This is a genomic window from Thiorhodococcus minor (genome assembly GCF_010820565.1).
Taxonomy (GTDB): domain Bacteria; phylum Pseudomonadota; class Gammaproteobacteria; order Chromatiales; family Chromatiaceae; genus Thiorhodococcus; species Thiorhodococcus minor.
Genome location: NZ_JAAIJQ010000339.1, coordinates 1 through 533 on the forward strand (window position 1 = coordinate 1; position 533 = coordinate 533).

1 protein-coding gene is annotated in these 533 nt (G+C 68.1%); it reads right to left on the reverse strand.

Features of this window, described 5'->3' with window-relative positions; translation table 11 throughout:
- Nucleotides 1-533 (reverse strand): IS91 family transposase (locus tag G3446_RS27260; protein WP_164456759.1); only part of this gene is annotated, 533 nt, incomplete at both ends.

Genomic DNA, 533 nt, shown 5'->3' on the forward strand with positions numbered 1-533 from the left:
ACGACCGTCTCGGTGTGCACCAGGCAGGGCTTGGAGTAGACCACCCACTCGGTGCCCATCAGGCTGTCGAGCACCCGGTCGATCGCTTGGGGGTCCGTCAGCCGCGGCAGGTGTCCTGCTTCAATGGCCCGGCGCAGGCGGCTGACGAAGCCGCCGCGCACATGCCGCGACAGCGCGCGGACGGGAAAGAGATAGGTGCTCTTCGCCGGGTGCCACTCCCCCGAGGCCGAGACCGCGCCGCCGGGCACCAGGCAGTGCAGATGCACATGCCGCGTCAACGTCTGCCCCCAAGTATGCAGCACCGCGGTCATGCCGAGCTGTCCGTCCAAGCGCTTGGCATCTGCGCCGAAGGCGGAGAGGGTCGCCCAGACGCTCTCGAACAGCAGGTCATAGAGCGCCTTGGGATGGACCTCGACCCAGCCGTTGAGGGTGGCGGGCAAGGTGAAGACCAGATGGTGGTAGGTCACCGGCAGCAGTGCCGCGCGTTGTTGCTCGCACCAGTCCAAGGACGCCCGGCGCTGACAGCGCGGACA